The sequence below is a fragment of the Advenella mimigardefordensis DPN7 genome (genome assembly GCF_000521505.1).
Lineage (GTDB): Bacteria > Pseudomonadota > Gammaproteobacteria > Burkholderiales > Burkholderiaceae_B > Advenella > Advenella mimigardefordensis.
The window spans coordinates 1,720,269-1,745,674 of record NZ_CP003915.1 but is presented as its reverse complement, the minus strand read 5'-3'; the positions used below and the strand labels follow the sequence as shown (position 1 = coordinate 1,745,674).

21 protein-coding genes are annotated in these 25,406 nt (G+C 55.2%); 6 read left to right on the top strand and 15 right to left on the bottom strand.

The features are described from left to right. Window positions 1–197 precede the first annotated feature (197 nt). Complete coding sequence (folE, locus tag MIM_RS08060) at window positions 198–902, bottom strand: GTP cyclohydrolase I (RefSeq protein ID WP_144084736.1); 705 nt, start codon at window positions 900–902, stop codon at window positions 198–200. 183 nt (window positions 903–1,085) lie between these two features. Between folE and rng the strand changes: the two genes are divergently transcribed. Next, the gene (rng, locus tag MIM_RS08055) at window positions 1,086–2,549 is read left to right on the top strand and encodes a ribonuclease G (RefSeq protein ID WP_025372250.1); all 1,464 of its coding nucleotides are present in this window, start codon (window positions 1,086–1,088) and stop codon (window positions 2,547–2,549) included. Window positions 2,550–2,569: 20 nt separating this feature from the next. On the opposite strand, the gene MIM_RS08050 is transcribed toward rng, so the two are convergent. Together MIM_RS08050 and msbA are read right to left on the bottom strand one after the other, a co-directional pair. Beyond that, window positions 2,570–2,932 carry a hypothetical protein gene (locus tag MIM_RS08050; RefSeq protein WP_025372249.1) on the bottom strand — a complete coding sequence of 121 codons (363 nt, stop codon included), beginning with the start codon at window positions 2,930–2,932 and terminating at the stop codon, window positions 2,570–2,572. 74 nt (window positions 2,933–3,006) lie between these two features. Further along, window positions 3,007–4,764: a lipid A export permease/ATP-binding protein MsbA gene (gene msbA, locus MIM_RS08045; RefSeq protein WP_025372248.1), complete on the bottom strand. Its 1,758-nt coding sequence runs from the start codon at window positions 4,762–4,764 to the stop codon at window positions 3,007–3,009. 140 nt (window positions 4,765–4,904) lie between these two features. On the opposite strand from msbA, the gene MIM_RS08040 reads away from it, so the two are divergent. Together MIM_RS08040 and MIM_RS08035 are read left to right on the top strand one after the other, a co-directional pair. Continuing rightward, window positions 4,905–5,864 carry a glycosyltransferase family 9 protein gene (locus MIM_RS08040; RefSeq protein WP_025372247.1) on the top strand — a complete coding sequence of 320 codons (960 nt, stop codon included), beginning with the start codon at window positions 4,905–4,907 and terminating at the stop codon, window positions 5,862–5,864. Window positions 5,865–5,868: 4 nt separating this feature from the next. Further along, window positions 5,869–6,627 carry a YdcF family protein gene (locus MIM_RS08035; RefSeq protein WP_025372246.1) on the top strand — a complete coding sequence of 253 codons (759 nt, stop codon included), beginning with the start codon at window positions 5,869–5,871 and terminating at the stop codon, window positions 6,625–6,627. A gap of 141 nt (window positions 6,628–6,768) precedes the next feature. On the opposite strand, the gene MIM_RS08030 is transcribed toward MIM_RS08035, so the two are convergent. Beyond that, entirely contained in the window at window positions 6,769–7,128 is a 360-nt protein-coding gene (locus tag MIM_RS08030; protein ID WP_042070097.1) for a winged helix-turn-helix transcriptional regulator, read from the bottom strand. A gap of 150 nt (window positions 7,129–7,278) precedes the next feature. Here MIM_RS08030 and MIM_RS08025 point away from each other — a divergent pair, with 150 nt between their 5' ends. After that, the gene (locus tag MIM_RS08025; RefSeq protein WP_025372244.1) at window positions 7,279–7,947 is read left to right on the top strand and encodes an isochorismatase family protein; all 669 of its coding nucleotides are present in this window, start codon (window positions 7,279–7,281) and stop codon (window positions 7,945–7,947) included. 138 nt (window positions 7,948–8,085) lie between these two features. On the opposite strand, the gene MIM_RS08020 is transcribed toward MIM_RS08025, so the two are convergent. Genes MIM_RS08020 through hrpA form a run of 4 tightly spaced genes read right to left on the bottom strand, consistent with a single transcriptional unit; the run spans window position 8,086 to window position 17,562 of the window. Further along, entirely contained in the window at window positions 8,086–8,967 is an 882-nt protein-coding gene (locus MIM_RS08020; protein WP_025372243.1) for a polysaccharide deacetylase family protein, read from the bottom strand. Continuing rightward, window positions 8,964–10,088 carry a glycosyltransferase family 4 protein gene (locus MIM_RS08015; RefSeq protein ID WP_042071125.1) on the bottom strand — a complete coding sequence of 375 codons (1,125 nt, stop codon included), beginning with the start codon at window positions 10,086–10,088 and terminating at the stop codon, window positions 8,964–8,966. Before MIM_RS08015 ends, MIM_RS08020 begins: the two co-directional genes overlap by 4 nt. A gap of 44 nt (window positions 10,089–10,132) precedes the next feature. Continuing rightward, the gene (gene dnaE, locus MIM_RS08010) at window positions 10,133–13,657 is read right to left on the bottom strand and encodes a DNA polymerase III subunit alpha (protein WP_025372241.1); all 3,525 of its coding nucleotides are present in this window, start codon (window positions 13,655–13,657) and stop codon (window positions 10,133–10,135) included. Window positions 13,658–13,668: 11 nt separating this feature from the next. Further along, window positions 13,669–17,562, bottom strand: a complete 3,894-nt coding sequence (gene hrpA / locus MIM_RS08005; RefSeq protein WP_025372240.1) for an ATP-dependent RNA helicase HrpA — start codon at window positions 17,560–17,562, stop codon at window positions 13,669–13,671. A gap of 81 nt (window positions 17,563–17,643) precedes the next feature. On the opposite strand from hrpA, the gene argA reads away from it, so the two are divergent. Then, on the top strand, window positions 17,644–19,002 hold the full coding sequence (gene argA, locus MIM_RS08000) for an amino-acid N-acetyltransferase (protein WP_042070095.1): 1,359 nt from the start codon (window positions 17,644–17,646) through the stop codon (window positions 19,000–19,002). Between the two features lie 12 nt (window positions 19,003–19,014). Further along, a complete protein-coding gene (locus MIM_RS07995; protein WP_025372238.1) occupies window positions 19,015–19,287 on the top strand; it encodes an oxidative damage protection protein in 273 nt (90 codons plus the stop codon). A 265-nt stretch (window positions 19,288–19,552) separates the two neighbouring features. Here the strand turns inward: MIM_RS07995 and phoU are convergent, their stop codons facing one another. From phoU to MIM_RS07960, 7 genes are all read right to left on the bottom strand, one after another. Next, entirely contained in the window at window positions 19,553–20,314 is a 762-nt protein-coding gene (gene phoU, locus MIM_RS07990; RefSeq protein WP_025372237.1) for a phosphate signaling complex protein PhoU, read from the bottom strand. A gap of 63 nt (window positions 20,315–20,377) precedes the next feature. Continuing rightward, entirely contained in the window at window positions 20,378–21,055 is a 678-nt protein-coding gene (rpiA, locus tag MIM_RS07985) for a ribose-5-phosphate isomerase RpiA (protein ID WP_025372236.1), read from the bottom strand. Between the two features lie 17 nt (window positions 21,056–21,072). Next, window positions 21,073–21,429, bottom strand: coding sequence for an ArsC/Spx/MgsR family protein (locus tag MIM_RS07980; protein WP_025372235.1), 357 nt, complete (start codon window positions 21,427–21,429; stop codon window positions 21,073–21,075). Continuing rightward, entirely contained in the window at window positions 21,426–22,226 is an 801-nt protein-coding gene (locus tag MIM_RS07975; protein WP_025372234.1) for an ABC transporter permease subunit, read from the bottom strand. Before MIM_RS07975 ends, MIM_RS07980 begins: the two co-directional genes overlap by 4 nt. After that, entirely contained in the window at window positions 22,223–23,128 is a 906-nt protein-coding gene (locus MIM_RS07970) for an ABC transporter permease subunit (RefSeq protein ID WP_025372233.1), read from the bottom strand. The genes MIM_RS07975 and MIM_RS07970 overlap by 4 nt, the downstream gene beginning before the upstream one ends. Before the next feature lie 5 nt (window positions 23,129–23,133). Further along, complete coding sequence (locus MIM_RS07965; RefSeq protein WP_025372232.1) at window positions 23,134–24,258, bottom strand: ABC transporter ATP-binding protein; 1,125 nt, start codon at window positions 24,256–24,258, stop codon at window positions 23,134–23,136. Window position 24,259: 1 nt separating this feature from the next. Then, on the bottom strand, window positions 24,260–25,327 hold the full coding sequence (locus MIM_RS07960; protein ID WP_245592862.1) for a polyamine ABC transporter substrate-binding protein: 1,068 nt from the start codon (window positions 25,325–25,327) through the stop codon (window positions 24,260–24,262). Between the last annotated feature and the right edge of the window lie 79 nt (window positions 25,328–25,406).

The window sequence follows — 25,406 nt, the reverse complement described above, 5'->3', positions numbered from 1 at the left end:
ACTAATGTAAATAAGAACGATTATTATTTGAATAATTTATGGCAATCGCGCCCTTATCTGTTGCGTCAGACAAACTAAGGGCGATCAGGTTCCGAACTGCCAGCAGGCGCTGCATACACGCATAATCACAACGCATAACCACATACGCAGGGGCAGCTTGCGCGCACCTGTGCTTACGGGCACACGCAAGCGCAGAATTACCGCGCCCGGATCAGGGACAGAAATTCCTTGCGCAGATCGGAATCATTCAGAAAGGAACCACGCATCACGCTGTTGATCATGCGCGATTCCATATCCCGCACGCCACGCCATTGCATGCAGAAGTGATCCGCATCCATGACCACTGCCAGTCCGTCCGGGTTCACTTTTTTCATTAAGAGATCCGCCACGTGCTTGACGGCTTCCTCCTGAATTTGCGGACGCTCCATCAGCCAGGCCACCAGTCTTGCATATTTTGACAGGCCGATGAGATTGGAATGTTCGTTAGGCATGATGCCGATCCACACTTTACCCATGATGGGACATAAATGATGGGAGCATGCGCTGCGCACCTGTATGGGACCGACAATCATCAGCTCATTGAGCTTTTCGATATTGGGAAACTCGGTCACCTGGGGTGCTTCGGTGTAGCGGCCCGCGAACACTTCACGCAAATACATTTTCGCTACACGTTTGGCGGTTTCATTGGTGTTGTGATCGCTATCGGTGTCGATAACCAGACTGGAGAGCACCGCCTGCATTTTGTCCTGCACTTCCTGTTGCAGCTGGTCAAGCTCGCCAGGCTCGATAAAACGGGCAATATTATCATTGGCATGAAAACGGGCACCCGCCTGGCGAATACGCTCGCGTATACGTATTGAAATATAACCGCTGTCATCCGGATGCGTCGCCTGCTCCGCCAGTTGCTCATTGCCCTTTTTTATATTGCTATCACTCACGACACTTGTCCTTGTCTGAAATTTGAACCTGATCAATGCATTATGATACTGTTTATCATGCACCCCTGTGTGCTGCCATCGCTTTGCGCAGACATCTCATGCTAAGCTGACAGCACCAACCACGAAACCGTAGCAGACGAAAATAATATGAGTGGACATATTCTGATCAACGTAACCCCGTTTGAAACCCGCGTTGCCCTGATAGAACACGGCGTCGTTCAGGAGATTCATCTTGAACGCACGCGACAGCGTGGCAAAGTCGGCAATATTTATCTGGGTCGTGTCGTGCGGGTACTGCCCGGCATGCAAAGCGCCTTCGTCGATATCGGGCTGGAACGGGCGGCCTTCATCCATATTGCAGACCTGCGCGAAAACCGTGCGGTGCGCAACACCGGCCTTCCCTATACGCAAATTGAAAAGCTGCTGTTTGAAGGACAGACACTACTGGTACAGGTGATCAAGGACCCGTTGGGCAACAAGGGGGCCAGGCTGTCTAACCAGATCAGCATCGCGGGTCGCATGCTGGTGTATTTACCCTATGACAATCATGTTGGCATTTCGCAGAAAATCGAATCGGAAGAAGAACGCAACAGCCTGAAGGAACGGGTCATCGCTCATATGCCGGCCAACGAGAAAGGCGGCTATATTATTCGCACCCAGGCAGAAGGCGCAACCGACGATGAAATCGCGCGTGATCAGGAATATCTGGCCCGCCGCTGGTCCATGATACAGGCGGCGGTCATGACACAGGCTGCCCCTTCCCTGCTTTATGAAGATCTGACTCTGGCGCAGCGGGTATTGCGGGACATGGTGAGCCCCGATACCGAATCCATTGAAATCGACTCACGCATCACCGTACAAACGCTGCAGACCTGGGCCGATATTTACACGCCCGGCATTTCCAATAAAATCAATCACTATCACGGCGAGCGCCCCCTCTTTGACACGGCCAATGTAGACGAAGAGATCAAGTCAGCACTGTCGCGCCGGGTCGATCTGAAGTCGGGCGGCTATCTGATCATTGATCAGACCGAAGCGCTGACCAGTATCGATGTCAACACCGGCGGCTTTATCGGCGGCCGCAACTTTCACGACACTATTTTCAAGACCAATCTGGAAGCGGCGCACGCCATTGCACGCCAGCTGCGCATTCGCAACCTGGGCGGCATTATCATTATCGACTTCATCGATATGGATAATAAAGACCATCAGGACGCGGTCCTGGCCGAATTGCAGAAAGCCCTGAGCCGTGACCGCACCAAAACCACCACTAACGGTTTTTCAGCGCTCGGACTGGTGGAAATGACCCGCAAGCGCACCCGCGACTCACTCTCACACCTGCTATGCGAGCCCTGCCCGACCTGCGACGCACGCGGTCAGATCCAGACCTCGCAAACCATGTGCTACAACATTCTGCGGGAAATTCTAAGGGAAGCCAGACAATTCAATCCCCGGGAGTTCAGACTGATTGCCTCCCAGGGAGTGATTGATTTGTTTCTTGAGGAAGAGAGCCAGTATCTGGCCACGCTGGGAGATTTTGTCGGCAAACCGGTTACCCTTGAAGTGGATAGCCGGTACTCCCAGGAAATGTACGATATCGTCCTGATCTGATCAGGACCCGTCAGGCCCGATCAGCTATGACCGGGTTGCACCCGGGCCTGCATCTTGATGATCCGATCTTCAAGATGTGGCGAGGTTTCCAGGGCAATCAGCGGTGTATTGCTTTCTTCACCCTGTTCAAAGCGCAGGCGGATACTCTGGCCGTCAAACGTGGCAGGATCTGCCTCTATTTCAATATATTTTTGCAACAAAGCATCAATTGACGTCTGGGCTGTGTCCAGAAAATCGTTGATGTTGTCATCGTTTGCATCCTTGAATGCCTGTTCGATGGTTTTGGACAGATCCCAGGTAAAAAACATCAATGCATTGGGCCCTTTCACCTCGGGATGTTCATATCCCCAGAAAGCACCCTGGCCGGGAGAGGATTGGGTCATAATTTATCTCAAATACAAATATAGGTAGTGGAATCAGTATGATACGCAGGATTGCATGGTCAGTTCAAGCACCATCAACCTTCACGAAACTGCATGTTATACAAAGATGCGTACAATCCGTCATTTTTCAAGAGCTCGGTATGATTTCCCTGCTCAACGATATGCCCCCGGTCCAGCACGAGAATGCGATCCGCATTCTGCACAGTGGAAAGTCGATGGGCAATCACAAAGGTGGTACGTCCTTTCATCAAGGTCTCCAGAGAGGCCTGAACCTGCCTTTCGGACTCGTTATCCAGCGCCGAGGTGGCTTCGTCAAGAATCAGGATAGGCGCATTCTTGATCAGGGCACGTGCAATAGCCAGACGCTGCCGCTGCCCGCCCGATAGCCAGGCACCATTCTCGCCGATAGGCGTGTCCAGCCCCTGTGGCAGCGAATTGACATAATCCAGCAGGTTGGCCGAAGCCAGAGCTTCACGAATCCGCTCTTCACTGGTATCGCCGAAAAAGCCGTAAGCGACGTTCTGAGCCATGGTGCCCTCGAACAGCACGACACTCTGGCTCACCAGCGACAATTGCGAGCGCAGGCTCTCCAGTGTGAAATCGGCAATATTGGTACCATCTATCGTAATCTGCCCGCTGATCGGATCGACAAAGCGCGGGATCATATTGACCAAGGTGGTTTTACCGCTGCCGGAACGACCGACGAACGCAATGGTTTCCCCGCGCTTAACAGTAAAGGAAATGTCGTTCAGGGTGTCGCTGCCGGCATCGGGGAAGCGAAAATTGACGTTCGCAAACGAGATGTTGCCCAGTTTGTCGGAATCCAGCACCTTTTTGCCGGTGTCGTTTTCCTGGGGACTATCGATCAGCGTAAACACGCTGTCGGCCGCCACCAGCATTTTCTGCATGCGCGCCGCGACATTGGTCAGGCGTTTGACGGGGTCAAAAATTTGCGCAAGCGCCGTCAAAAATGCCGCAAAGGAGCCGACAGTGAGGGCGCCGGTGCTGCCCTGATACAGCGCGGTGGCAATCACAATGCCCACGGCAAACGCGATACTCAGCTGCGTGATGGGCGTCATGGCAGCGCTGGCAATGGCCGAACGCATGGCAAACCGACGCAAGCCATTATTGACGGACTGGAAGCGTGAGCGTTCGAATTCGTAGCCGTTAAACAGTTTGACAACGCGCTGACCTTCGATGGACTCTTTGACCACCCGGGTGAGTTCGGCATTGATGTCCACCGTCTTCATATTGATGCGACGCAGCCGCTTGATGAATATTCTGGTGGTGATCACGGAAATGGGCATGATGATGAAGATAATCAGCGTCAGTTGCCAGGACAAATACAGCAACATGGCCAACAGCGCGATCACCACTGCACCATCACGTACCAGGATGATACAGACTTCGGTCGCATAGTCTGTAATATTGCCGGCATCGATCGTGAAGCGATTCATCAGCCTGCCAGTGTCGCCTTTCTGGAACTCACCGTCGGGCATACCCAGCAATTTTTCAAACATATCCTTGCGTATACCCATCAGCATATTGTTGGCAATCCAGGCCAGCAGGTAGTCACTCAGAAAGTTCAGGACGCCGCGGACCAGAAACAGGCCCACGACGGTGAGGGGGATCGACCAGATATAATGCGGTTTGGCACCATTGAAACCCTCGTCCAGCAGGGGTTTCATGATGTAAGCCAGCGCAGGCTGCGTGACGGCAGCCACCGACACCAGCACCAACGCTGCTGCCAGGGCCTGCCAGTAGTCGCCGACTCTTAAGTAAATACGTCGAAATACGGTTTTGCGGCTACCGCTTTTGAAAGAATTATCCAATCTGGGTACCTTATACTGTCATTTGCTTACTATTCATCCCGGGGATTTTACCGGTTTAGGCCGCACTTGCGTGTGCGATCGGCAGGTTCACGGGGAGAAGTTTGCCGCGTCAGGATTAAAATCACGCTAAAATCCCCAGCATGAAAAATCTAGAACGTGTTTACATCCGGCTGCCAAACTGGATCGGCGACGTTTGCATGTCCAGGCCGGCCATCGAGGCCGCGCTGGCCAGCGGCCTGACCATCGTGGCCTGCGGCAAGCCATGGGCTCAGGCCTTAATGGGGGAGCTGCCCGGGCTGCAGTTTCTGGCGCTCAGCGGCCAGTGGCGCCAGGATCGTCAACGCATCAAAGCGCATCGCAGCGAACACCCCTGCGCCGGGCGCAGCGTCGGGCTGCTGCTGCCCGATTCGCTCACCAGCGCGCTGGCCTTTCGGCTGGCAGGACTGCCATGCGCCGGGTACCGGGACGATGGCCGCTCGCTGCTGCTCAGGTGGGGCTTTACCAAACCAGCACAAACGCTGCATGCCGTGCAGTCCTGGTATTGGCTTACCCGCGAAGCATTTGCCCGCTGGGACGTCACGCTGCCCGCAGAGCCGGCCAACAGCCTGTCCTTACCCTCAGGCACAAACGCCATCGCAGCCGCCCAGGCAGCCCTGGCTGCTGCGGGGGTCACGAATGCACCCATCCTGATCGCACCGACAGCAACCGGTGAACATAAAGGCAAAAACAAGGTTTGGCCTTACTTTGACAAGCTGACCCGACAATTACAGGCACAGGGGTATACTGTTGTCATGTCGCCGCCACCCAATGAAGTGGCCCAGGCCCAGGCCAACGCACCCACTGCGACCCTGCTTGCCGCATTGGACCTGACCGCCTTCGTCGCCTTACTGCGCCAGTGCAGCCTGGTCATCTGCAATGATTCTGGCGTCGCCCATCTGGCAGCGCTGACCGAAACGCCTCAGCTCACCCTGATCGGGGTTACCAACCCCACTCGTACCCGTCCGTGGACGCCCCGTGCGCACCTGTTGGGCACATATGGGCAGTGGCCATCCGTGGCCGATGTGCTGAACACAGTTAATCAATTATTGCGGAACGAATAGAAACATGTTCAGCTCTCTGATCAATCTTGTTGTCCCCCTGAACCTGTGTATTGCCCTGATGGTAATCGGGTTCGTGCTGTGTCTGATCCGCTACCGGCGCAGCGGACTGACGCTTATCTTTGCCGGTATCCTGTGGGTGCTGGTCTGGTCACTACCGATTACCTCCATTGTATTTGGCGGTATTCTGGAAAACAGCTACCCGCATCGGCCCGCCGCCCAATATCCGGTAGCGCAGGCCATCGTCGTACTCGGTGGCGCCACGGCCAATAATCGCATTAACTGGTTTGAACCGCTGGAGCCCGATTCCAAGATCGCCCGCGTAGACACGGCAGCCGACCTTTATTTTCAGCACAAGGCGCCACGGATTCTGGTGTCGGGCGGCGCATTATCGGGCGACGTAAGTGAAGCGCGCGGCATGGCGGCCCGGTTAAAAACGCTGGGGGTCCCTGCTGAAGATATTATTCTGGAAAATGAGAGCCGCACCACGCATGAAAACGCCGCCCTTACCGTACAGCAATTGCAGGATCACCAGATTCATTCCATTTTACTGGTGACTTCTGCCCTGCATATGCCCCGCTCCATGGCTTCGTTCAGCAAATATAATCTGAACGTGACTGCGGCGCCGAATCCCGCACAAATCACCATACCCGAAGATGAACAGTTTTCGCTGTTCATCCCCAGCGAGCGAGCCCTGGCGGGCAGCCGCTCGATTCTCAAGGAATATGTGGGCGTGCTGGTGTATTGGATGCGCGGCTGGCTGTAAGTGATGAAATAGATACCTTAGCTCAATACGCCACCCGCTTCAGTAGCCAGTGATGCCAAAACCTAGCGACTGGCAAGATAAATCATACTGCCAAACCCACGGAATACTGAATATGACGGTAAATTGAAAGCGCCCGCGAGTTCATTTCTTTTTAGACGTCCGGCTTGATTTTTCCGCTCTACTTTCAAGTGCCTCACCCAACACCGCCATTGCCAGCAAAATAGGTTCTGCCTCCTTACCCAGCTCAGACACCGAGTATTCAACCTTTGGAGACTTTTCTTCAAAATCCGTTCTGACAATCAGGCCGTCTTCTTCCAGTTCGCGCAATTGCTTTGATAGCGATCGGGCAGAAACCGATCCGAGGCAGCGTGATAATTCTCCAAATCGTCTCGGCTGTTCAAGCAAGAACTGGATTATCAGCACTTTCCAGCGGCCGCCGATTACTTTCAACGTCGTTTCTACCGGGCAGCTTGCGGCTGCTTTCGAAGCTTTTATTGTCATTTTTTCCTTGAAAATCTATCGTGTGGCTATGCCAGTATCACTGTGGTAACTACTTGTTGGGTTGAAAGACAGGGGCTATAGTCAAACACGTCTGCAAGCAGCACGGTTGCAGACGCGTTTTACATCTCAATCCCTCTTTAGGAGCTGCACATGTCTGCTACAAACGGTATGCTTGATCCCGATGACTCCGTTATTTTACTCATTGACCACCAAAGTGGCCTATTTAACACAGTAAGAGATGTGCCTATTCCGGATTTGCGACAGTACGTGACGGCAATTGCGAAGACTGCGACGCTTTTGAATATTCCCGTGATTACAACTGCATCAGTACCCGACGGCCCTAACGGTCCGCTCATCCCGGAAATTCATACGCACGCACCCCATGCCGTGTATGTTCCCCGTACCGGTCAGATCAACACTTGGGACAATCCCCTGTTTGTACAAGAAGTGGAAAAGACCGGGCGTAAAACCCTGATTATCGCAGGTACGCTGACCAGCGTCTGCATGGCATTTCCCGCGGTTAGCGCGATCCAGGAAGGCTACAAGGTGTATTGTGTGGTTGACGCGTCAGGCAACTGGAGTAAATTGGCGACAGATACGACCATCGCACGCGTTGCCCAGGCGGGTGCCATTCCTACGGACACGTTCGCCATCGTGGCTGAATTGATGCGCACCTGGAACCGGCCAGAAGGATCCCGTTTTGCACAGATTCTTGCTGAGCATGTATGTCCTGAGTATAAATGTCTCATGGAAAGCTACGATAAGGCTCAGGAAATCGCCAAGACCGGTCCGGAAACGAAACTGGATAAATATCAATAATTATTAACAGCGGGCGGACGTGATCACTCATGATCAAATATGACACGTTCGCCCTCTCCGGTCAGTTAGCTTCGCTTTTTCTTCAGTACCGGCTTTCCCGTTAAACAGAAACGTCCAGATCAGTCCAGTAATATTCTGCTATGCACGGGCTTCGGCGGCCCGCTTTCTGGCCTCGCGACGCATCTTTTTCCACTTCTTGAATTTACCGTATAAACGCCCTGCCAGTGTATCTCTGGCATAGAACAGCCGATTCAGCAGCCATTTGCCACTGCGATTGGATACGGCGATGCGATAGATATTTTGCGGATCACCATGCGGCTTGTTAAAGCCATAGGCATCGGTGGTGAAAAAATAGCGATAGCCCTGCTCTCTGGCGGCCTGCTTGTAGTCGTCGTCGAAAAAACCCTGGGGCCAGCAGATAAAATCATCCTGCTTGTTAAGCCGCCGTGCAATCAGGCCACGGCACAGCGCCAGCTCTTCACTGATTTTTTCTATTTTCTCCTCGCGACTGGCTGCCACCTTGTCCCAGCGGGTATGCGTGTGGGTATGCGAATGAATCTGCATGACGCCGCTGGCGTCCATCTCCTGCAGCTCGGACCAGCGCAGAATGACTTTGTCGGTTTCTCCCGATGCCACCAGATGCTTGGACTCTTCATGCACGTAAGCGGCCGGCAGATCCGCAGGATTGGCACTGGCCGTGGTGGGGCGCGGTTCACCCTCGCCTACCCAGCCGGTAACAACAAACAACACACCTGTCATACCGTATTTTTTAAGTAACGGCCAGGCGTAGGTGTAGTTGTTCAGATAGCCATCATCGAACGTAATGAGCACAGATTTATCGGGTACCGGCTTGCCATTCATATAATCGGCAAACTGCTCGATGGTAAGGGAACGATAGCCTGCGCCCTTTAAGGCAGCCAGCTGGCGTTCAAACACATCCGGCTGTACATTGAGGGGGCTTTTAAGCGGGTGCACATGATGGTACATGAGCACCGGGACATTTTTTGCGATATCTGTCATGATTTTTCATCCAGCCATTTGCAATAGGCGGCTTCGGTATTGATGGCCAGCATCTCCGGTGAAAACACCGCTTCATCATATAGCCATTTGTGCGCGGCCTGGCTCATCTGTGTGCGCAGCGAGGGATTTTGAATCAGCCGGTCCAGCGCCTGGGTAAGCGCGGCAGCATCGTGCAGCGGAACCAGAATACCGGTTTCACCATTTCTGAGCATCTCGGAAACACCGCCCACATCCGTCCCGACCACCGGTAAACCACTCATTTGCGCTTCTACGTAAACGGTGCCGGAGGCCTCCTGTTCGGTAGCCAGAGCGAAGATGTCGCTGCCAGCCAGCAGATTGGGTACGTCCTTGCGATACCCCATCAGATGGACGCGCTGCTGCAAGTCGCTGTCGGCGATATGCTTCTGTACTTTTTCAAACGTGGGCGAACCGGCCCCTACCAGCACCAGGTGCAGATCGGGGTAGCGTTCAAACAGAGCCTTCATGCTGTCGATAAGAAAGATATGGCCTTTTTTCTCACGCATGACCGCCACGCAAATAACCACAATGGCTGAACTGCTCAGTCCCAGTTCCGTGCGCAGCGTAGACTGTGCGACCGGTGCAGGTGGCTCGACCGGAGAATAGATGGTGGCGACTTTTTCCGGCGCCACACCCTTATCCAGCACCATTTGCCGCACATGATTGCTCACCGTTGCCACCTTGTGCGGCAACCAGGTATACGATAGCAGCGAGCCAATGGGAATCGCCAGATGCCGGGTACGGACGATCAGCGGCGTACCGGCAAGACGTCCGGCCAGCGCTGCGATCAGCGTATCCTTGCGGCTGTGCGTATTCAGTACATCGAACCGCCCTTGCTTCAGGATGCGGCGAATCGCCGCCACCCCTTTCACAAAATTAATGATCCCGCCCATGGTAACCGTATGCACGACAAATCCCTCATCACGCATCCGTGCAACCAGCTGCGCTTCGGGCCGGCAGATCAGCTCCATATGATGCCCGCGCTTGCGCATGGCGCGCATTTCCTTGAAGATACGGTGCTCCTGCCCGCCAAAGGAAACCGCCGCTTCGGAGTGTACGATGCGTAACGGCCTGGTGGTTTGTTCAACCGCTGCGTCAGGCACCGCTTGCGGCTCTTCCCGGGTAACAGGTGACGTGGCAGATGTATTCACGAATAGCTTACCTCCACCGCGCCGGACTGTTGATGTTCGCGCAGTCGTTCGAACAGGCTGTCAGCCATGCGCACGCGCCATTCCTCGCCCAGTTCAATATCACATTTGTAACCCTGACGGGTCGATACGTAACTCAGTTGCACCCGTACACCGGGAATACCATTTTCGGGCTCGGCACGGTACGGATTGAGCAGCGACTTGAGCATACTGACTGACATGCCATCGGCAACTTCAATCTGCAGACAGCGCGCCCGCTCTTCGCGCGCCTTTTGCAAATCATACAGGCTGTCTGCACTGATGCGCAGGCCGCCATTGAAGCGGTTGGTTTTGGCCTTGATACGGGCGATGACCAGACTGTCACTTTTCAGAATATGACGATTCTGTTCATATACACTGCCGGGACACATAATTTCCACCTGCGCCGAACCATCATCCAGCAGCAGGAAATACAAGCGGTCATCGGCCTCGGGCTGGCCTGGCGTCTTGCGGTTGCTGGCAAAAAAGCGCTGACCAATCAGCACGCCAGCGACCCATTGCGCATCGCGTGATTCGTTGATGCCCGCCAGTCGCGTGGGCGCGAAACGACGCACCTCATCGCGCCAGACATCAAACAGATGATGACTGAAATAAAAGCCGAGCGCATTCTTTTCTTCGATCAATTCGGTGTGCAGATTCCACGGTTGCACACGGGCAACCTGATCCTGCACAATCGCGCCGGAGTCATCGCCAAACAGCGACACCTGATCGGCACTGCGATCGGCCTGGTCGGCGGCATCAATGGCATGGCTTAACGCGGCCAGCAATGCCGCACGATTGCGTTCGAGTTCATCAAATGCACCGGCACGAATCAATGCCTCCATGGTGCGCCGGTTAACGGTGTGACGATTCACACGCTTGCAAAAATCGTAAAGGTCCAGAAACGGTCCGCCAGCCTCACGGGCGCGCAAAATTTCCTCGACCGCGCCCTGACCGGTACCCTTGACGGCACCCAAACCGAAGCGAATCGTACGCGGCGGTTTGCCCGCGCGCATGGCCTCGTCCTCTACCGGCTCAAAGCGGTAGACCGACGCGTTAACGTCGGGCGGCAGAACCGCAACGCCGTTGTCCAGCGCATCGCGCCAGAAAACCTGGACCTTGTCGGTATCGTCCATATCCGAAGACATGGTGGCAGCAATAAATTCGGCAGGATGATGCGCCTTGAGCCAGGCCGTCTGGTAGGAAATAAGCGCGTAGGCGGCCGAGTGACTTTTGTTGAAACCATAGCCGGCGAATTTTTCCATCAGGTCAAACAGACGCACAGCCAGGTCGCCGTCGTAACCTTTTTCCACCGCGCCTTTTTCGAACAGCTCGCGGTGCTTGGCCATTTCCTCGGGCTTTTTCTTACCCATGGCGCGACGCAGCAGGTCGGCGCCGCCCAGACTGTAGCCACCGACAATCTGGGAAATCAGCATCACCTGTTCCTGGTAGACGATCACGCCGTAGGTACTGCGCAGCGTAGACTCCAGTGAGGGATGGAAATAATCGACCTCGGCGCGCCCGTGCTTGCGGTTGACAAAGTCATCCACCATGCCCGATTCCAGCGGACCGGGGCGATACAGGGCGAGCACGGCGATAATATCTTCAAACGTATTGGGCAGCAGCTTTTTGAGCAGCTCTTTCATGCCGCGGCCCTCCAGCTGGAACACCGCAGTGGTGTTGCCTTCGCACAGCGTGCGGTAGGCACCGGGATCGTCCAGCGGCAGCGACATGATGTCAAAATCGGCCATGGCCGGATTAAAGCGCCGCACATAACGCACGGCCCAGTCCAGAATGGTCAGGTTGCGCAGACCCAGAAAGTCGAACTTGACCAGGCCGGCCGCCTCTACATCGTCCTTGTCATATTGCGACACCACACTGGTTTCACTGCCAGGCTGGCAATACAAGGGACAGAAATCGGTGAGTTTGCCCGGGGCAATCAGTACGCCTCCGGCATGCATGCCGATGTTACGCGTGAGCCCCTCCAGCGGCCGCGCCAGATCGACAATGGCCTTGACCTCTTCGTCATTATCGTAGCGGCGGCGAAACTCCGGCTCCTCTTCCAGCGTTTTGGCCAGGCTCCAGGGATTGGCCGGGTTGAACGGGATCAGTTTGGACAAACCGTCGCAGAGGGAATAAGGCAATTCCAGCACCCGTCCCACGTCGCGCACCACGGCCTTGGCGCCAAGGGTACCAAACGTAGCGATCTGGCTGACCGCGTTGCGCCCGTATTTTTCCTTGACGTATTCAATCACCTTCTCGCGGTTATCCTGGCAAAAGTCAATATCGAAGTCGGGCATGGATACCCGTTCAGGATTCAGAAACCGTTCGAACAGCAAGTCGTAGCGCAGGGGATCAAGATCGGTGATCCCGAGAGCGAAAGCAACCAGGGAGCCAGCGCCTGAGCCACGGCCGGGTCCGACAGGCACGCCATTATTCTTGCCCCAGTTGATGAAGTCGGCCACGATCAGAAAGTAGCCCGGAAAGCCCATGCCGATGATGGTCTTGCATTCCAGCTTGAGTCGATCCTGATATGCGGGGCGTGCCTTTTCCCGCTCTTGTTCGTCGGGGTAAAGTTGCGCTAATCGTACTTCCAGGCCTTCTTCAGACAGTTTGACCAGATAATCGTCAAGCGAGCTGTTATCGGGCGTGGGAAAATCGGGCAAATGCGGCTTGCCCAGCGACAAGGTGAGCGAACAGCGCCGGGCGATTTCCACCGTATTGGCAATGGCCGATGGCACATCAGCAAATTTTTCCGCCATTTGTTCGGAGCTGAGCACATACTGATCTTCGGAAAAACGGCGTGTGCGCGTTTTACTGCCCAGCAATTCGCCCTCGGCAATACAAACACGCGCCTCGTGCATCCGAAAGTCGTCGGGCCGGGTGAACTGTACCGGGTGGGTCGCCACCACCGGCAGATTCAGCCGCGCCGCCAGTTGCATTGCCAGTTGTACATAGCGCTCATCGGCTTGCGGACCGGTACGTTGCAATTCAATAAAATAGGAGCGCGGAAACCACTGGGCCCAGCGACGCGCCAGCGCCTCGGCCTGCTCTGTCCGCCCGGCCAGCAGGGCCTGGCCGACATCACCGGCCATGCCGCCGGACAGCAGGATAAGCCCGGGCTGGTTCTGCAGCCATTCGCGCTGCAACTCCGCCCTGCCCTTATACTGGTTGGCCGTCCAGGCACGCGCAAGCAACTCACACAACGCCAGATACCCTTCGCGGTTCTGTACCAGCAACAGCACGCGAAACGGCTTGTCGCGATCCTGTTCATTGGTCAGCCACACATCGCATCCGGCGATGGGCTTGATCCCCTTGGAGCGGGCCGCCTTGTAGAACTTGATCAGGCCAAACAGGTTGGATAAATCGGTGAGCGCAATGGCCGGCTGCGAATAGGCGGCCGCGGCGGCCACCAGCTCGCCGATGCGCGCAGTCCCGTCCACCACGGAAAATTCCGAGTGGGTGCGCAAATGGACAAATGAGGGGGAAGCGTCTACTGAAGTCATATGCTATTGTATCAACGATTAAGGCTTTCCCAGCTTTTTTGCAAACGCCTTACCGACACCGGCACAGGGGTGCGCAACTCCTGCGCAAACAGCGCTACGCGCAGCTCCTGAAGCATCCAGAAAAAGTCGTCCAGGCGCGCATCGGCCTGTCCCTTGAGTGCGCTGCGCATACGCTGGTAGTTGACCACCAGCGGGGCCATTTCCTGCATCAGGCGCGCATCACGCGCGGGGTCGCTACGGTATTTGTCAATCCGTGCCGACGCCGCTTTCAGATACCGTGGATAATGAGTACGCCGACTATGCGGGTGGTCGGTCAGAAAGTGCGCCGTCATGAAAGCACCGGCGCCCGCCACGATATCGTCGTGTAACGGTTTAACCGAACGCACTGAAACCAGTTTCTTTTGCAGTGCCGCCCATTCAGTCAGCGTGGTGAGCGCCAGCCGGGATTCTTCCTGAATCAGCAGACCGATCCGGCCTTTGGCATCCTGACGACGCGCTTCGAACTGCTCTGCATCGGTCGGCAACGGTTCAGCCAGACACGCCTGGCCCAGCGCCGCCGCTACAATCTGCTCGCGCAGGTTCTCCTGATTCATCAGCGAAACGGCCAGCATGCCCATGCGCGTGAGTTCCGGAATGGATTTGGCCAGTTGCTTCAACTGATCTTTCATGGCAATCCGGAACAGGCGCAGCAGCCCCTGCCGGTGCTTGCCGGCGGCACTCTCCGGATCGTCAAACACATCGATGGTGCAGCTTTCACCCAGGTCCACCAGCGCCGGATAACCGATGAATACGTCATTCTTCTTGCGAATTTCCATAATCTCGGGCAATCGGCCGAAATTCCACTGCACGATATCATCCTGGCTGACCACCTGTGCGACCGATTTATCGCGACTGACCATGGACTGAAACGAGGCCTGCGCCGCCGGTGCATGCTCCGCCTTCAGCTGGCTCAGGTTGCGACCTGCAGAGAGCATGCGGCCATGTTCATCGACCACCCGGAAGTTCATAAACAGGTGCGGCGGCAGCGTTTCCGGCTTGAAGTCGCTGGTCGCTACCCGAATCGTCAGCTCATCACGAATGTCATCGGCCAGCGCCACCAGCAGCGAGCGGTCCGGATTGGCGGCTTTATCAAACCAGCGTTCAAAAAAGCCCTGGGCATAGTCTGGCAACGGCACACAGTGACGCCGCAATTTCTGGGGCAGCGATTTGAGCAGATGCAGCACTTTTTCCTTAAGCATGCCCGGCACCAGCCATTCGCTTTGTACCGGATCAACCTGATTGAGCAGAAACACGGGTATGGTTGCCGTTACCCCGTCCTTTGGAGAACCGGGTTCGAAATGGTAGGACAGGGCCAGTGACATGCCCTCCCACTCGGTGCGCTTGGGGAACACATCCGAGGTAATGCCGGAGGCCTCGTGGCGCATGAGATCTTCGCGGTTCAGCAGCAATTGGCGGGCAGCCGGCTGATCAAGCTTGCCGTACCAGTTCACCAGCGTCTGCGTCTGACATACATCAGCAGGAATCTGTTTATCGTAAAAGGCAAAGATCAGCTCATCATCAATCAGGATATCGGGCCGTCTGGCCTGATGCTCCATTTTTTCAATCTCGCGTATGACCTTGGCGTTATGAACGATAAACGGCAGCGTTGCCGTTATCTGTCCGTCAACCAGCGCCTCGCGGATAAAAATCTCGCGCGCCTCTGCCGGCGCGATACGCCCGTAATTGACTTTGCGGCCGCTGTAGACCATCAGGCCATAAAGCGTGGCACGCTCATTGGCCAGTACCTGTCCGCGGCTGGCATTAAAGGATGGGTCGGACCAGTGTTTCTTCAGCAGATGGGCACCGGTAGCCTCGATCCAGCGCGGGTCCACATTGGCGATGCACCGCGCAAACAGCCTCGTGGTTTCTACCAGTTCGGCTGCGACGATCCATTTGCCACTTTTCTTGATCAGCGCCGAGCCCGGATGCACCACGAAACGGATATCGCGCGCGCCCTGGTACTGGGCACTCTCTTCGCTTTTGACGCCGATGTTGCCCAGCAGACCGGTCAGCAATGCGCGATGCACCTGTTCGAACGTCGCTTCGGTGGTATTCACACGCCAGCCCTGTTCGCGCACCAGTTGCAGCAATTGCGTGTGCACATCGTGCCATTCCCGCAAGCGCAAGGGCGAGAGAAACTCACCGCGCAACTGGGTAATCAGTTTGCGCTGCGAACCCTTGTGTCGCACCGCCTCTTCATACCAGTTCCATAATTTCAGATAGGACATGAATTCGGACTTATCGTCACGAAAACGCACATGAGCCTGCTCGCTGGCTTCGCGGGCATTAAAGGGACGCTCGCGCGGGTCTTGGATAGACAAGGCCGAGGCGATGATGAGGATTTCATGCAGGCAATGCTGATCGTTCGCCGCCAGAATCATGCGTGCAATACGCGGATCCAGTGGTAACAATGAAAGCGTTTTGCCGATAGCCGTGAGTGCATTCTGCTCATCCAGGGCACCCAGCTCCTGCAACTGGTTATAGCCATCGGCCACCGCCTTGCCGGCAGGCCGGTCAACAAACGGAAACGACTCAATATCGCTCATGCGCAGCGCTTTCATACGCAGGATAACCGAGGCAAGGGATGAACGCAGAATTTCCGGATCGGTAAATTTCGCGCGCTGTGCAAAGCCCTCTTCGTCGTACAGACGGATACAGACGCCCGGGCCAACCCGTCCGCAACGCCCGGCGCGCTGGTTGGCAGAGGCCTGGCTGATGGGTTCGATCTGCAGTTGCTCAACCTTGTTGCGCCACGAATAGCGCTTGACGCGAGCCAGCCCGCTATCGACCACAAAACGAATACCCGGGACCGTCAGCGAGGTTTCGGCAACGTTGGTGGCCAGAATCACCCGGCGCTGATTGGTATCGGGACGAAAAATGCGTTCCTGCTCCTGCTGCGACATCCGGGCAAACAAAGGCAGGATCTGGGTGCTGGGCGGGTGGTGCTTGCGCAGTGCTTCGGCCGCCTCGCGGATTTCGCGCTCGCCCGGCAGAAAGATCAGAATATCGCCGGCGCCATGAGCAGCGCACTCATCGACCGCCGCCACAATGCCGTCAACCAGTTCTTTCTCGCCATCGCGATCCAGGCGCCGTGCCTCATTACCCGCAGACCGCGTGGGCTTAGCTTCGTCGTCGTCATCCAGAAAGCGCACCGGCCGGTAGCGTACTTCAACGGGAAACAGCCGGCCCGACACTTCAATCACCGGCGCAGGCTTGCCACTGGCGTCGGCAAAATGTCGTGCAAAACGGTCGGCATCGATGGTGGCAGAGGTAATAATCAGCTTGAGATCGCGCCTGCGCGTCAGCAGCACACGCAGAAAGCCAAGCAGAAAGTCAATATTCAGACTGCGTTCGTGCGCTTCGTCGATAATGATCGTATCGTACTTGCGCAGCAACGGGTCCTTTTGCGATTCGGACAGTAAAATCCCATCTGTCATCAACTTGATGGCCGCATTCGGACCCGTACGCTCATTGAAACGGATTTGGTACCCAACCAGCTCGCCCAGTGGCGTATTGAGCTCTTCGGCAATACGGCGGGCAACCGAGGTGGCAGCCAGCCGTCTGGGCTGGGTGTGGCCGATCAGGCGCGTACGACCGCGCCCGGCCTCAAGACAGATCTTGGGCAATTGCGTGGTTTTACCGGAACCGGTTTCGCCGCTAACGATAATGACCTGATTTTCCTGCAGCGCCTGCGCAATTTCATGTCTGCGCTCACTGACAGGCAACGATTCCGGATAGGTGATGGGAGGGATCTCGCGTGGCGCAGGCACAGGACGCGCTGGCGTATTGTCGCGCGCTTTCTGTGGTTTCTTTGCCGTATCAGCGGCCCTATCTCCTTTTTTTTCATACAATTTCAATCTGTTCATTCAGCCAACATTATAATTTTGGCAGGCTGCCTATCCATCAGATAGCGGTATTTCACTTCAATTCAAGGAATTCATACCACCGTGACCATTGCCCCCGACCCCGAAACCTATTCTGCCCAGGATGCACCTGAATTTGTTCCCGCACAATTTGTGCGATGGTTTCGCGATGTCGCTCCGTATGTGCATACCCTGCGCAATAAGACATTTGTAGTTGGGTTTGGCGGCGATCTGATTCAGGCCGGCGCACTCAATGCCTTGATTCAGGACCTGTCCCTGCTTACCTCACTGGGGGTGCACATTGTACTGGTTCACGGCTGTCTGCCCCAGGTTAACGAACAATTGCGCCTGAAAGGCTTTTCCTTCCAGTTTGGCCGGGAGCCGGAGCCCACCTCTGCCGAAGCTCTGGAGTGCGCCAAGGAAGCGGCCGGTGAAATCCGGCTGGATATCGAGGCCGCCTTCAGCCAGGGGCTGCCCAACACGCCCATGTCCAACGCCCAGATTCATATCATTTCAGGCAACTTTGTCACGGCTCAGCCCGTTGGTGTGATCGACGGCATCGATTTTCGCCATACCGGCAAAGTGCGCAAATTCGATCTGGATGCCATGAAAAAAGTCTTGTCGCACGGTGGCGTGGTCCTGCTGTCGCCCATTGGCTTTTCACCTACCGGCGAAGCGTTCAATCTGGCGATGGAAGACATTGCCACCAGTACGGCGGTGGCGCTACGGGCCGAAAAACTGATTTTCCTGACGCAAAATCGCATGTTGCGTGACAGTGACGGCCAGATTATCACGGAAATTGCACGCGAAGATGCCGAGGCCATGATTCGCGAAGGTACGCTGGACGCAGATACGCGCAGCTATCTGTCGCATGCCGCCAAGGCCGTCAAGCGCGGTGTGGCACGTGCCCACCTGATTCCCTACGAACTGGACGGCAGTATTTTGCTGGAATACTTCACCCACGATGGCGTGGGCACCATGGTGGTTGAAGATACACTGGACGATTTGCGCGGTGCCACGATTGACGATATTGGTGCGATCGTGCAATTGATTGAGCCGCTGGAGGCCGATGGCACACTGGTGCCGCGTGGCCGCCATGTGATTGAACGCGATGTTGAGCGCTTCACTGTCCTGGAGCACGACGGCGTCATTTACGGCTGTGTTTCGCTCAACCCGTTTCCCGCAGACCAGATGGCGGAAATGGCCTGCCTTATCGTTAATCCCGAATGGCAGGGTTCAGGCGAAGGCGAAATGCTGTTGCGTCACACTGAAGCGCGCGCCCGCGCCATGGGCATGAAAAAGCTGTTTGTACTCACCACACGCACCTCGCACTGGTTCATCAAACGCGGCTTCGTACAGGGTACGATCAGCGATTTGCCCCAGGAAAAGCAAATGAACTACAATCGTAGTCGCAACAGTCATATCTTTATCAAAAAACTTTAAGCGAGAATTGCCATGGCCCGAATGATTCAATGTATCAAACTGAAAAAAGAGGCCGAAGGTCTGGACTATCCTCCCTATCCTGGAGAATTGGGTGCCAAAATCTGGCGCTCAGTATCGAAAGAAGCCTGGCAACAGTGGACCGACATTCAGACGCGTATTGTTAATGAAAACCGCCTGAACCTGGCGGATGCCCGAGCCCGTAAATACCTGCAGCAACAAATGGAAAGTTTTCTGTTTGACGATGTGGACGTGGAAGCTCAGGGTTACGTACCGCCTTCAGCCTGATGCATCGCTAATTCCATCACACATGTGATAGCGCGCTGCTTATCGCATACGCAATAACGAGCGTACGATAACAGCACATTAACCGGACCCGAGTCCGGTTTTTTCATGGTAAAAAAAACTCCGCACATTCATGCGGAGCCATTTTATTTTTTTATTGCCTATGCGTATTGGATTTGGCGTATCGGATATTGCTTACGGTACATAAGGAACTGCTGTCTCGTTACGTACCGCCTGTGCAATCGTCACATCACTGACAAGCAAACAATCAATTGCTTTGGTCCGATACCGGGGCAGAAGCAGCAGGCGCCGCGGCGTCAGCGCCTTCGTCGTCGCCACGCGCCATGGATTCCACTTTCTTGACGCTGGTGTGACGGGCATCTTCACCCTGCACCAGATAAATAACGCGTTCCGCCATATTTTTTGCATGGTCACCGATGCGCTCCAGCGCACGGGCGATGAAGATCAGATCCATACTTGCAGTGATCGTACGCGGATCTTCAATCATGTAGCTGCTCAATTCACGCAGTATGCCTTTCCATTCCTTGTCGACCTTCTTGTCGCTGCGCACCACTTCAGCGGCCAGAATGGCGTCTTTACGGGCAAATGAGTCCAAGCTGCGATTGAGCATTTTCTGAACTGCTTCACCAAAATGGGTCATGTCGACAATGGGTTCGTAGCGGGTTGGACTGTCGTACAGACGACGTGCCATTTTGGCAATTTTTTCAGCCTCATCGCCGGACCGTTCCATATCGGTCAGCATTTTGGAAACAGAGATAACCAGGCGCAAATCCACTGCCGTAGGTTGCTGCAGGGCAAGTACCTGAGTGATTGAATAATCTATTTCCATTTCCAGGCGATTGACTTCCTTTTCCCGCTCAAGCACCCGGTCGAGCACAGACAGATTGCCTTCGGACAGAATCAGCATGCTGTCTTCAATCATTGCCTCTACAAGACCGCCCATGCGTAAAAAACGAGAGCGGATATCTTCAAGTTCCGCATCAAAGCGGGTGTTGGTATGTTGTGCCATGGCGATGCCTGCTATAAGAAAGATGAGAGAAGTTTAAGACCGTTCAGTGACAGGAATATGACATCAGCGCTCGCGTATGTCTACACCCTCCTGCCTGGCAACCATGACCACTGTTGCCGGTTCAAGCGCAAAAAGACCACACGTAACCACGCCCGCAATGGCATTCATCGTGGTTTCCATTTCGCGGGCGTCAGCCAGCTGCATGCCGGCCACATCCAGTATAGGATTGCCGTTGTCTGTCGTAAAGCCAGCGCGTAACGTTGCAATGGCGCCCAGTGCGGCGACTTTGCGCATCACAATGGGCACGGCCATGGGAATGACCTCCAGGGGAATGGCAAAGCGCCCCAGCAGATCCACGCATTTGGTTTCGTCCACGATGCAGACGAACCTTTCAGACGCGGCGGCCACGATTTTTTCGCGCGTATGTGCGCCACCTCCGCCCTTGACCATTTGCAGCAAGGGGTTGATTTCATCAGCGCCATCTACATAGACCGGCAGCGGCCTGTCGGTTTCATCCAGATCCAGCACGCGCACGCCGTGCTCGCGTAAACGCGCTGCGCTGCGCTCTGAACTGGCAACGGCACCGGCAAATTCAGCTTTGTGTTTTGCCAGCTCATCAATGAAAAGATCGGCCGTTGAACCGGTACCTACGCCAATCACGGCATCGGCACCAAAAAATGGCCGGATATACGCGACAGCAGCCTGTGCAACCTCACGCTTCAATTGTTCCTGTGACTTCAATTCCATGATCGTACCTGTTACGAGAGGTGAGTAGCAAAGGTGCTTTCGGCAAATCCGAATGTGGTCGTGCCGTCAGCAAACATGGTGACCGGGCGTTTGATCAGTGAGGGAAACTCTGCGGCCAGCGCCAGCCACTGCTGTTCATTAGCCGGTGTTTTGCGATCCTCGGGCAAACCACGCCAGGTTTGTGAATTGCGGTTGATCATCAATTGCGCGCCGCCTGCAGCGGCAGCCCAGGCCTGCAGCAGCGCACTGTCTGCCGGCTCATCGCGATAATCGGTAAATTCAACCTGCTGGCCCTGCCCTTCCAGCCACTTGCGCGCTTTCACGCAGGTGCTGCAACGTTTCAGCCCGTATTGGCGTATGACACTCATTGTTTGGTGCGTCCCTGAAAATAATTGGCAACAATCACGAAGGTCCCGACCAGCAGGATCATCAACGTTGCCAGCGCGTTGACTTCCGGCTTGATGCCGAGTCGGACACGCGAAAAAACCTCAATCGGTAAGGTAGTATAGCCCGGCCCGTTCAGGAAAGACGCAATAACCACGTCATCCAGGGACAATGTAAAGGCCAGCAGCCAGGCCGATACCAATGCAGGCGCAATCAGCGGCAGGGTAATGGTGAAAAACACCCGCAACGGAGGCGCCCCCAGATCCAGCGCGGCCTCTTCCAGCGAACGGTCCAGCTCGCGGACGCGCGACTGGATGACCACAGACACATACGCCACGCACAGCGTGACATGACCCAGCCAGATCGTGAAAATGCCATTGCTTTCGGGAAAGCCGGTGATGTTTCGGATTTCGATAATCATCAACAGCAGTGAAATACCCAGAATGACATCCGGAATAACCAGCGGTGCATTCAACATCCCGATATACAGACCGAATCCCCGGAATGGGCCTTTGCGCGCCAGCACGTAGCCGGCCCAGGTGCCGATAATGACGGCAGCGGTCGCCGTCAGAAAGGCAATCCGCAGTGACAGCCAGGCTGCGCTTAGCAATGCGCTGTCCTGCATCAGGCTGTGGTACCAGCGCAGCGAAAAGCCCGACCAACTGGCAGCCAGCGCCGAATCATTAAATGAAAAGACAATCAGGCTGATGATGGGAATATACAGAAACAGCAGGCCTGCCCCCAGCAACAGCCACTTGAGCCAGATATTTTCCTGTTTCATGCGTCGCGTCCTTTCAGGGCTCTGGCCTGACTGTACTGAAATATCACAAGTGGAATAAGCAGGAAAAGCGTCATGGTTACGGCCACGGCCGCCGCTACCGGCCAGTTGGTATCGGTAAAGTATTGATCCCACATCAGGCGACCCATCATGTAGGTATTGGTACCGCCCAGCAGTTCAGGAATGACATATTCACCCACCGTCGGGATGAACACCAGCATGGCACCGGCGATCACGCCCGGAATAGACAGCGGCAGCGTAATGGTGACAAACGCTTTCCACGGACGCGCGCCAAGGTCATAAGCGGCATGCAACAGTCGCCGGTCCATTTTGACCAGGTTGGTGTACAGCGGCAGGATGAAAAATGGCAGATAGGTATAAACCAGACCGATATACACGGCCAGATCAGTACGATAAATCTCAATGGGTGCCGAGGTGATCCCGGTCCACATCAGAAACTGGTTCAGCAGGCCTTCATTACGCAAAATACCGACCCAGGCATAAACCCGCAACAGCAGCGAGGTCCAGAACGGCAGGATCACGGCCAGTAGCAGCAGGTTCCGCTGGCGTGGCGCTGCCTTGGCGATATAGTAGGCCATCGGATAGCCGATAAGCACACACCAGATGGTGGTGACCGAAGCCATTTTCAGCGATTTGAGATAGGCGCCGATAAAGAGCGGATCGGTCAAAAGCAGCAGATAGCCCTCAAAATGCAGGGACAGCGTCAGTACCTCATCCTCGATCTGTACCAGCGGACTATAAGGCGGAATACCAAAGGTGGATTCTGAAAAGCTGATTTTCAGGACAATGAAAAACGGCACCAGCAAGCAGAGCACCAGCCAGATATAAGGCGGCAAAATAGCCCACGCGCGCTGATCGGGGCGATAGTTGCGCAGCGAACGCAGGGGCTTCATGACGGCAGCACCGTTGCGCTGTCAGGCCCCCAGGTAACAAAGACCTCATCGTCGATACCCGGTGCATTTTCCTGCGCCAGCTCAATACCTGGCACACTGGCTTCAATGATTTTCCCGGAATCCAGGCGGATCTGATAGAGCGTGTAACTGCCCATCCAGGCCACATGGGTGACCATGCCGTGACCAATATTGGTTTCATCATCCGGCTGGTCAATCAGCACACGGATCTGTTCGGGACGAATCGACACGAACACCTCCATACCCAGCGGTTCGCTCACCCCGTGGTTAACAAACAGCGGACGCATCAGCTCATCACTTTCAATCACGATATGATCAGGTTCATCAACCACGATCGTGCCGGTGAAGATGTTGGTGGATCCGATAAACCCGGCAACAAAGCGGGAATTCGGAAACATATAGACTTCCTGCGGCGTCCCGGTCTGCACAATCTGCCCTTCGGTCATGACCGCAATGCGGCTGGCCATGGTCATGGCTTCTTCCTGGTCATGCGTCACCATGACACAAGTTACACCCACCTGATCCAGAATACGTACCAGTTCAATCTGCGTTTTCTGGCGGATCTGCTTGTCCAGCGCCGACATGGGCTCGTCAAGCAGCAACAGCTTGGGACGCTTGACCAGACTGCGCGCCAGCGCCACACGCTGCTGCTGCCCGCCCGACAGCTGCGACGGCTTGCGGCGCGCATAGCCCGCCATTTGCACCAGATCCAGCGCTGCAAATACGCGATCGTGAATCTCCTGACGATCAACGCCTTCCTGCTTCAACCCGTAAGCCACGTTGGACTCGACGGTCATATGCGGAAACAGCGCGTAGGATTGGAACATCATGTTGACCGGGCGTTTATACGGTGCCACGCCGGTCAGATCCATACCATCCAGCAGGATTTTGCCCGAGGTTGGCGCTTCAAAACCGGCCAGCATGCGCAGCAGGGTTGACTTGCCGCAACCCGAACTGCCCAGCAGGGCAAAAATTTCGTTGCGCCGTACCGTCAGATTGACTGACTTGACAGCAACGGTATCACCGAAAATCTTGACGACATCAACCAGATTAACGAATTCATCCGCATCGCTGGTGACTACCGACAAATGCCTATCGGTCATGTTATTTCCCTGCCTTGAGCTCAGCCCACAGGCGTGTCTGCAGGCGGGCAATTTTGATCGGCTGGGCCTTGATCACAAACAGCGTCTTGGCCACGTCGGCACCCGGGTAGATCATGGGATTATCGGCGATTTCCTTGTTTACGAATTCGCGAGCCGCCTTGTTGGCATTGGGATAGAACATATTGTTGGTAATGGCCGCATGTACCTTGGGTTCTTCAATGTAATTGATGAACGCCATGGCGTTTTCCGGATGAGGGGCATCCTTGGGCACAGCCATGGTATCAAACCATGCAGGCGCACCGCCCACAGGGATGTAGTAGTCGATCACGTAATCTTTTTTCGCTTCTTTGGCGCGACTGGCCGCGATCATCACATCGCCCGAGAAGCCATACACCATGCACAGGTCGCCCGAAGCCAGTTCATCGATATAACCGGATGAACTGAACTGGCGAATATACGGACGGATTTTCTTGAGCACGTCCAGCGCGGCCTGGTAGTCTTCCGGTTTATCGCTATTGGGATCCTTGCCCAGATAATGCAAAACGGCAGGAAATACCTGGGCAGCCTCATCCAGTATGGAAATACCGCAAGCCTGCAGCTTTTTCGCATTTTCCGGATCGAACAGCGTTTCCCATTTGCCCAGCTCTGCCCCTTCACCCAGGGCGGCCCTGGCCTTGGTGACGTTCAGGCCGATACCGTTGGTGCCGTAGCCCCAGGGCACCAGATACTGATTGCCCGGATCAACCTGTGCCACCAGATCCATGATAGCGGGATCAAGATTTTTCCAGTTGGGTATTTTTGACTTGTCCAGTTTCTGAAACAGGCCGCCTTCGATCTGGCGCGATGCATAATGGGTAGACGGCACCACTACGTCGTAGCCGGATTTACCGGTAAGCAGCTTGGCCTGCAGAATATCGTTGGTATCGTACGTGTCATAGCGTACCTTGATGCCGGTTTCTTTCTCGAACCCCGGAATCGTGTCCGGCGCGCTGTATTCAGCCCAGTTGTAGACGTTCAATACCTTTTCTTCGGCGGCATGAGCAACACTTGCGATGCAGGCCAGGGACATCGTCAGAGCAAGGCGACGAACAGAGGACGGTTTCATTACGGTTTCCCCAAAGCAGGTTAGAAAAAAAGGAAATAATAAA